Consider the following 9197-nt stretch of genomic DNA (forward strand, 5'->3'; position numbering starts at 1 on the left):
TTTTAGACATAATGAAATGTACTAAAAAAAGGAGTAGATTAAATTTTAGACAGCCAATATGTGATTAGATCCTCGTACTTCCTACTTTATTTAATTCTTCTGACTTTTACTAGGCCAACCACCCTTCCCTATCCAGACTTCGATACTGAATCGCTTCCGCAATATGCTCGGATTGAATGTTTTCGATATTAGACAGGTCGGCGATGGTCCTTGAAACTTTTAAAATACGGTCATACGCCCTGGCGGAGAGTTTGAGTCGGTCCATAGCTTGTTTTAAAAGTGATAATGAAGACGCATCCAATTGGCAGTAAGCCTGTATCTGCTTTTTGCCCATTTGTGCATTATAGTGCACTTGTGTAGTCTCTTGAAAACGTTGTGTTTGAATTTCACGGGCGGCAATTACCCTGTTCCGGATCTCCACACTCCCCTCCCCTTTTCTATCTTCAGACAGTTTTTCAAAAGGCACGGGTGTTACTTCAATATGAATATCGATCCTGTCCAGCAAAGGCCCGGAGATCTTTCCCAGATAGCGCTGAATTTCTGCCGGGGAAGAGCTGATGGGGGCATCGGGATCGTAAAAATACCCGGACGGACTCGGGTTCATACTGGCCACCAGCATAAAGCTGCTGGGATAGGTGATGGTAAACCTGGCCCTGGAAATAGTTACTTCCCTATCTTCCAGGGGTTGCCTGAGCACTTCCAGTACGCTTCGTTTAAATTCCGGTAGCTCATCAAGAAACAAGACACCGTTATGAGACAGTGAGATCTCCCCGGGCTGTGGATAGGTACCACCCCCAACTAAAGCGACATCGCTGATAGTATGATGCGGACTTCTAAAGGGTCTTTGATACAAGAGTCCCAGATTAGATACCTTCCCCACCACAGAATGGATCTTGGTGGTTTCCAAGGCTTCTTTTAAGGTCATAGGCGGAAGAATAGTAGGCAGTCTTTTGGCAAGCATGGTCTTTCCTGAACCCGGCGGACCTATCAAGATAATATTATGACCCCCCGCAGCAGCGATCTCCATACAACGTTTTATACCTTCCTGCCCTTTTACATCATAAAAATCGACCTCCAGTTCCTGCTGGTGCTTGTAAAATTCAGCTCTGGTATCAATTACAGTAGGTTCTATTGAAAGAGCTTTGTCAAAAAAGTTGATCACCTCCTGTATACTACTAACCCCAAATACCTCCACGTCTTTTACGATGGCAGCTTCATTTGCATTAGCTTTTGGGACAATTAGCCCCTTAAATCCTTCTTCCCTGGCTTTGATAGCAATAGGCAATGCCCCTTTAATAGCTTGTACGCCGCCATCTAAGGATAGTTCTCCCATGATTATATACTCACTCAGATGTTCTGCTTTTATCTGTTTAGAGGCCGCCAGAATACCCAGGGCTATGGGAAGGTCGTAGGCAGAACCTTCTTTTCGCAAATCAGCAGGCGCCATGTTAATAGTGATCTTCTTTCCCGGTACTTTGTACCCATTATTCTGAAGGGACGCTGCGATCCTAAAATTACTTTCTTTGATGGCATTGTCTGGCAGGCCTACCAGATGATACCCGATGCCTTTATCGATATTGACTTCAATAACTATGGTAGTAGCGTCTATCCCAAAAACGGCACTGCCGTACACTTTTGTCAGCATTCAAAGAGTTCCTCAATGGTTCGCTAAAAAGTACGGTCTAAAGCCGCATTATACATGCAGTAAGAGTTAAAAGAAGGTGTTGCTAATGCTTGGATGCCTTAAGGATAAGAACGGAAGCGGCAGACTCTTTAATTTCTTCGGGATTCAACAGCATCTTACGGAATTCACCATTGACAAACATTTTTGCCTGGTCTTCATAGTATTTGCTGAAAGGATTTCCGGATTGTCCGGTAGGTAAAATACTCATACTGCTCTCTACATCAGAAAAATCGATCACTCGCCGGGTGGAAGGACCTGCCGTAACATTAAACTCGGATCCTCCGTTATACGGAAATGCCATATTGTTGATCACTTCCCTAGAGCCGGATACCGGAAATGGGCCTACATTAAAAAAGGAACGCAAGGCGGCAATTTGACCTATCGGGTGGCCGTGTTCCAGCGTATGAACTTTGTTCCATGTCCACTTTGAAATATCACTTCCCAGATCATTTTCAAGCGATTCAAAAGCGTGGAGAAACGAGGTTTGAACGATCTCTTTTTTAGTTTCTGCCGTATCCTGCGTTTGAACATTATCCCACCATACAGAATTGTCCTTAGCCGCCATGGGGGCAATAAGTCGCTTGTGAAAATGAGTGCTCAAGAAATCTTCAAAGAGGTCTTCTCCCAATTCATCTTCAAAAGTGTTCTTTAAAAAGTAATAGATCCATCTGTGAAAAATGGCTGCCTCGGCATTGGTGGTAGTATAATCGCCATTCCATTTGCTTAAATGATCTAGAACTAATGCCTGTTGATTATTAAGCTCCTTTACAGTGATCAATTTGGACAGATCTGTGATAATAGCCGAATTTACTGAAGACACTCCGTCCGTGATCATGCCCTGTACAGCCGCCGCATCCCAATCGTCCTTCGCCTCTAATAGAGAAACAATGCGCCTGGCCCTGTTCTCAGGTAAATAATATCCCGGATATAACATGCCTGCAATAGAATCGGGCTGATTGTTGGCTGAATATACATAATGCCATGGCGGATTTACGGCTTGCGGATTTTCGGAAAAATCTAAATACCGTACTTTCTTATCCTGCCCAATACTGCCGTCCATGATAAACTTGGTATTGGTACTATCGCCTAGCTGATATAACTTGGCAGATGCCCACCAGGCCACATTGCCTTCCGCATCGCCATACATAGTATTAAGACCGGGGGCATGAACCAATGGCAGAGCCTCCCTGAATTCCTCCATATTCTCGGCATGACTAATCCCATACAAGGACTCCATGACCGTATTCTCCCCTTTGGTATAGATCCAGTCCATACTGATAGGTCGAACCCCTTTTACCTGATTGGCTATTCCATTTAAAACCGGACCTCGTTCTGTCTTTTTATAAGTGAACACATAATCCTCTTCATCTTTAACTTTGATGGTTTTTGAAACTATTTCAAAGGTTTTCCATCCATCCGGGGTTTTGTATTGAGTGCTATCTTCCGGATTTGGTGTTTCATAATAGAAGTCCACGTCATCGTTCTCAAACATGGTAAATCCATATGCTATCTTATAATCATGACCTAACATAGGGAAAGGAACGCCTGCCAAATGATAGCCATATTTTTCATAGGTTGGTGTTTTTACGTGTGCCTCATACCAAACTGAGGGTTGTGCAAATCCAATATGTGGGTCGTTCGCAAAGATGACCTTCCCATTTTTTGTTTTTTCCGAGCCAATCACCCAACTATTACTACCAATGAACTGTGGTACCGGCACCCTGGCAAGCACTTCTGAAACTTGTGAGACCATGGCGGCAGCACTCATGACTTCTTCCTGCGTGTAGTTCTTTATCCAAACCGTACTTGGAGAACTATCTATCTCAAGGTCCTTTAAATAAGACTCTCCAATAGAATCGCGAATAGTAGTTAAGAGAGGATCCGTTTTGTGGGCCATGGCAAAACTAAAGGCCATATATCCCACGGCATTATAAATATCCCGGATCATAAAGGGTTTTTTATCCAGGCCGGTTAGGTAGAATTCAATAGGGGTTGGCCCTTCTTCAATGAACTGGTTAATTCCGTCTAAATACGCTTGTGAAATCAAGGCAGCCGGATTATTTGGATCTAACTCACTTACGCTTTTGGCCGAGGCATCATCAATACCGAGTGAAAGGAAAAACTTGTCTGTAGATATGAGATCCTTACCAAACACCTCTGATAATCCGCCCACGGCAACCCTCCTCAATAATTCCATTTGCCAGAGCCTGTCTTGCGCATGCACATAGCCCAGCGCTCTGAATGCATCCTCTTCCCGTGAAGCTTCAATATGAGGAATGCCATAAGGATCATAGGTAACAGTTACATCGGCAGAAAGATTTTTCATGCCCTTTTCGCCAGAATAATCCGGCTTTAATTGCTGCACTATTATAAACGCTACAACAAGCACTATTCCCATGATACCCACTAGTATCCACCCTATTTTCCTGACAGTCTTCACCTTAGTTAATTTCTTGGTTTAAAGATAGTGTTTTTGCTGACGAAATTTGTTTTATCGCTGAGTTACGGCAATATTTCGTTGATAGGTCTGGTAATTTTTCAGTCCTTCTTTTAACCAGCTTTCATAGGTGGCCGTATCAGTATTTTGAATGGAGGAACTGAGGACATACAGGTCTGGAGAAAGCAAGACATAGTAAGGTTGAGAAGCAGCATTAAAATTGATGGTCTGGAAAGTGCCCCACTTCTCCCCTATCTCTTCAATGGCTTTGACCCTGCCAGAATCGTATTGGAACATAAACTGATCTTCTTCAGGTAAGGATTCGCGGTCATCAATATACAGGGAAATCAAGACAAATTCTTCGTTTATAAGTTGAAATACTTTAGGATCACTCCAAACGTGTTCCTCCATTTTGCGACAGTTTACACAGGCCCATCCTGTAAAATCTAACAAGATTGGTTTGTTTTGTGATTCGGCAAAGGCCCTGCCTGTCTCAAAATCCTTAAAACATTCTATCCCAAGAGGGCAATCACTTTCCTGTTCCATCACCGTATAAAAATCGGGCGGGGGGAATCCGCTTAAAAGTTTAAGATTGGTGATCTGTAAAGTGCCTAAAATAAGGTATAGCGTAAAGAGTCCACTCACCACTGCGGTGGTTTTTCTGGCCATCGATAATTTCACTTTAGGACCATCGTGCGGAAAACGGAAGAGTCCAAATAAATAACCGGTCATTAAAAGAAATAGCAAGATCCATACACCCAGGAAGATCTCTCTTTTAAATAGACCCCAATTCCCAACCAGGTCGGCATTTGATAAGAATTTAAAGGCCAATGCCAACTCCAGGAAACCAAGTACAACTTTCACTGTGGTCATCCATCCACCCGATTTTGGGAGGCTGTGTAACCAGGTAGGAAAAAGAGCAAACAACCCGAAGGGCAAAGCCAATGCTACCCCAAATCCGACCATCCCAGCCGAAAGATTCATGGCAACATCTCCTTCTGCCAATGCCGTACTGCCTAAAAGGCCACCTAGTATAGGGCCGGTACATGAGAAAGAAACAATAGCAAGGGTTACGGCCATAAAAAAGATCCCCAGACCACCGCCTACTTTATTTGAAGCGGAGTCCATCTTATTGGCCCAACTACTGGGCAAGGTAAGCTCGTAGTATCCGAAAAAGGAAAAGGCAAAGAAGACAAAGATCAGAAAGAAGAAAACATTCAACCAAATATTAGTCGCTATTGTATTCAGGATCTGAGAGTCGACCGAATCAAAAATGTGAAAAGGCAAACTCAACAGGAAATAGATCAATACTATAAAAAAGCCATACAAGGAGGCATTGATGATCCCAGTGGACCTATTTTGCGATTTCTTTGTAAAAAAGGATACTGTCAACGGGATCATTGGGAAAACACATGGAGTTAACAGGGCTATTAATCCCCCCAGAAAACCCAAACCAAAGATCATTAACAGGCCGTTCTCATTTTGGGATGCTTCGTCTCCTACTACCTGCAGCACCTCTTTATTCTTAAGGTCTAATTTGAGGGCAGCGGCCTTTTCCCTGCTTCTATCATCAATGGTTTCGACCGCAATTACAGCCGATTTTCCGTCTAGAGTAAAATAAAAGTCCTTGTCTTGAGGTATACAAACTTCTTTGCAAACCTGATAGAACAAGTTTACTTTGATCTGCCGAATCTCAGGATTCAGCATCCTTATTTTCTGCTTAAAAATAGCCTGGTGCTTGAAATAGGTTTCTTCCACCTCAAAAATATCGCTGTATACCTTGAGCGTTTCACTTTCATTTGTGTTGCCAACCAATTCATAGTCGATTCCGGCATTCACATAGGTAAACTCGGCTGGTAGTGAACCACCTTCCGCTGTGAACTGGGAATATACATGCCAACCTTCCAGAATAGCGGCCTTCATGACCAATTCATATTCGGAGGCTCCTGTTTTTTGTAGTTCCTGAGTCCATTTAACAGCATCTTCCTCTGTCTGTGCCCAGACAGAAAAAGAAAAAATAAAGAGTACTATACTTGTTATCAGATACTTCATTCTGCTACTGTTACCTTAAGGATGTTCTTGGTTAATGCCGTTATTTTAAATCTGTTATCTGCCCTTCTTCCGATGATCCAAACAATTTCATCTCCACAACACAAGAGCCACTGATTCTCTTTGGCTACGGCATCCATTTTCTCATCTTTGTAGAATTTGGCAACCTTCTTTTGGCCATCCATTCCCAAAGGGTAAAAATAGTCGCCTTTTTTCCATTTCCTTACCGTTAACCTATGGTTTAACGTTTCTTTATCTACATATAGTATGGTATTGTTCTTTTCTTCTATCTGCTCAACCTTTTCAATTTTCAGTTCAATAGGTAGTTCACTCAATTCATCTAAAGTGCTACCTTCATCTTTTGCTTCATATTTATCCTGTAATTTATAAAGGATCAGATGTTTACGATCTTTTATAAGTCGATGTGTTTTAGAATGGACTTCCTTTCCACTCATAGCCGATAGTAAAGACTCCATATCTTTCCAGGAATGAAAACCGTATTCCTTAAAAAGTTCATACAAATATCCCTGAAGCGGATTGAGTTCCTCAAGTGAGCTTACTGCTATCTTAAATCCCTGATGATAGGGAACAAAGAGTTTTTCTTTTAGTTCGTTGGAATAATCTGAAAGCAATTTTGCAGAATCTGAGAGATATTCCTCAGTTTTTTTGAAATTTTCCAGAAAGGTTGGGTGAAGTTCCTTGAGAACCGGTACCAACTCATGCCTGATCTTGTTCCGCAAATACTTGGTCTCTTCGTTAGTGCTGTCTTCACGCCAAGCGAAGCCTTCCTCCTGGGCGTATTCCATGATCTCTGCTCTGCTAAATGGCAAGAGAGGTCTTATGATACCATTGGAATTGGGTGGGATTCCGCTGAGCCCTTCAATACCGGTACCCCGGGAAAGGTTAATTAAGAAGGTTTCCAGCGAATCATCTAAATGGTGGGCGGTCAATACCCAGGAAAGTTCTTCCTTATCCATAAGTTCGGTAAACCATTGATATCGCAGTTCCCTGGCCGCCATTTGAATGGATAGCTTATTCTTGGAAGCGTATTCATTGGTGTTAAAGTGGGTTATAAACTGAGGGATATTTAATTGCTCCGCTAATTGCTTTATAAATAGTTCATCCTCCTCACTTTCGCCGGCACGAAGCTTAAAATTACAATGGGCCAGCGATATTTGCATTCCCATTTGCGAACACAAGTGTGTAAGTACAATACTGTCTAGACCCCCGCTGCAAGCCACAGCACCAGGCTGTCTCAGGAGTTGAGGAAAGTTCTTTTCAATATGGTCCTTGAAGGCATTAAACACTTCGCAAAGGTAAGAAAGAAAGACGTCTGTCTGATAAGAACAATTTCTCTGGCTCGACTTTGAAGTTCAATGCAGGGTGCTTACTTATCTGTAGATAGACTATGGAGCCATATTGAAAAAGCCTTTTGATGGGCTTCCGATAGGTCTGCATCTATAATGCCCTTCTTTGCATCGAAGTTTTCTTTAAATGAGGGTAGGGAAAAAGTAGCGACCACCTCACCCCCAAAACGGGGAAGGATCTCTTCTACCTTTGCCAATGAACTCATACCGCCACGTTTTCCGTAAGAAGTACTCATAAGAAATATCTTAGTGTTCTCCAGGAATTTGCGTTCCAGACGAGATAACCAATCAATCAGATTTTTAAAATAGGCAGAGGGGTTACTATTGTGTTCATTCACAGACAAGATAAGGCCGTCTGCTTTATGGAGATCATCCCTTAATTCTATGAGAGAATTGGTGTACCCATGTTTCTTTTCGTAATCCTCGCTAAACATTTCCAGATCGAACAGTGCCATGTTCATGACTTGTACCTTTTGATCTGAAAGAAGTGATACGGTGTATTTTACCAATGCGAAATTGATAGAGGTTGAAGAATTACTACCTGCAAAGGCCATGATGCTGCTCATTTACTACTTTTTTAATTAGAAAAAAGCGAAAATACCCCAAATTAGATTTAAATGAGAACTTTTTAGCTAATTTTGCCCTCGCAAACATCCAAACGGCCTGTCAATTAAGTATATAGGTAAGATAATGGTATGGAAGTAAAAACCAAAAGACTTCATTTTATTGACGCCATGCGGGCCTGGGCTATCCTTATGATGCTTCAGGGCCATTTTGTCGATGGCCTCCTCGATCCTTTTTTCAGGGATACCAGCAGCAGTGTTTATAGCCTATGGCTCTATTTTAGAGGCATCACAGCTCCGGTCTTTTTCACGGTCTCTGGTTTTATCTTTACTTATTTGCTTATCCGTGTTCCACAATTAGGGTTTGATAACCCCCGGATCCGTAAGGGAATAAAAAGAGGCCTGGAATTATTGGTGATAGGATATCTCTTGCGCTTAAATCTGTTTGGATTGCTTAAAGGCGAGTTGTACAATGCGTTTTTTCTGGTAGACGTACTGCATTGTATTGGAATATCTATCATGGTGATCATCGCGGTTTTCCTGCTAACCTCACGTCAAAAAACTTGGGTGATGCCCACTGCACTATTGGGCATTACACTAACCTTGTTCCTTTTTGAGCCTATATATTCTGAATGGACCTTTTCCTGGCTACCTGAAATGTTCGCCAATTATTTTACCAGAGCTAATGGGTCAGTATTTACCATCATTCCCTGGGTAGGTTATACTGCCTTTGGTGCTTTCTTATCGGTGCTATTTAAAAAGTACACATCACATAGTAACCTATACCCTACTGCAATCGGGCTATCTGCCATAGTAGGAATAAGCCTGTTGTACTTGTCTTCGCCATTGTTTGCCTCCTTATCTGAATTAGGCGGCATCTCCCTCTTCAATGAGATTGCCTTAAACAATTACTTGTTTATAAGACTTGGTGACGTGCTGATAGTTTTTGCCCTCTTTATGGTATTCAGGCATTATTTGACCCAGCCAAACCTCTTGCGCATTGGTCAAAATACGTTATCGATTTATGTGATCCATTTTGTGATACTTTATGGAAGCTTTACCGGACAGGGATTATATCGATTTTTTGATCACTCGCT

6 protein-coding genes are annotated in these 9197 nt (G+C 42.2%); 1 reads left to right on the forward strand and 5 read right to left on the reverse strand.

The annotated features are described in order from the left end of the window. Window positions 1-109 precede the first annotated feature (109 nt). From Q0X72_RS09855 to Q0X72_RS09875, 5 genes are all read right to left on the reverse strand, one after another. Window positions 110-1645, reverse strand: a complete 1536-nt coding sequence (locus Q0X72_RS09855) for a YifB family Mg chelatase-like AAA ATPase (RefSeq protein WP_297764681.1) — start codon at window positions 1643-1645, stop codon at window positions 110-112. A gap of 82 nt (window positions 1646-1727) precedes the next feature. Further along, window positions 1728-4124 carry a penicillin acylase family protein gene (locus Q0X72_RS09860; RefSeq protein WP_297764684.1) on the reverse strand — a complete coding sequence of 799 codons (2397 nt, stop codon included), beginning with the start codon at window positions 4122-4124 and terminating at the stop codon, window positions 1728-1730. Between the two features lie 51 nt (window positions 4125-4175). Beyond that, window positions 4176-6173: a cytochrome c biogenesis protein CcdA gene (locus Q0X72_RS09865; RefSeq protein WP_297764687.1), complete on the reverse strand. Its 1998-nt coding sequence runs from the start codon at window positions 6171-6173 to the stop codon at window positions 4176-4178. Next, entirely contained in the window at window positions 6170-7477 is a 1308-nt protein-coding gene (gene tilS / locus Q0X72_RS09870) for a tRNA lysidine(34) synthetase TilS (RefSeq protein ID WP_297764691.1), read from the reverse strand. Before tilS ends, Q0X72_RS09865 begins: the two co-directional genes overlap by 4 nt. Before the next feature lie 80 nt (window positions 7478-7557). Further along, the gene (locus Q0X72_RS09875; RefSeq protein WP_297764694.1) at window positions 7558-8103 is read right to left on the reverse strand and encodes an NADPH-dependent FMN reductase; all 546 of its coding nucleotides are present in this window, start codon (window positions 8101-8103) and stop codon (window positions 7558-7560) included. A 129-nt stretch (window positions 8104-8232) separates the two neighbouring features. Between Q0X72_RS09875 and Q0X72_RS09880 the strand changes: the two genes are divergently transcribed. After that, the coding region (locus Q0X72_RS09880; RefSeq protein WP_297764696.1) for a heparan-alpha-glucosaminide N-acetyltransferase domain-containing protein at window positions 8233-9197 on the forward strand (965 nt) is incomplete at its 3' end.

The sequence above is a fragment of the uncultured Muriicola sp. genome, from assembly GCF_947258935.1.
Lineage (GTDB): Bacteria > Bacteroidota > Bacteroidia > Flavobacteriales > Flavobacteriaceae > Muriicola.

Excerpts from the sequence above, each read along its gene's own strand:
- Q0X72_RS09865 (WP_297764687.1), bottom strand. The coding sequence starts at position 6,173 with ATGAAGTATCTGATAACAAGTATAGTACTCTTTATTTTTTCTTTTTCT.
- Q0X72_RS09875 (WP_297764694.1), bottom strand. The coding sequence starts at position 8,103 with ATGAGCAGCATCATGGCCTTTGCAGGTAGTAATTCTTCAACCTCTATC.
- Q0X72_RS09855 (WP_297764681.1), bottom strand. The coding sequence starts at position 1,645 with ATGCTGACAAAAGTGTACGGCAGTGCCGTTTTTGGGATAGACGCTACT.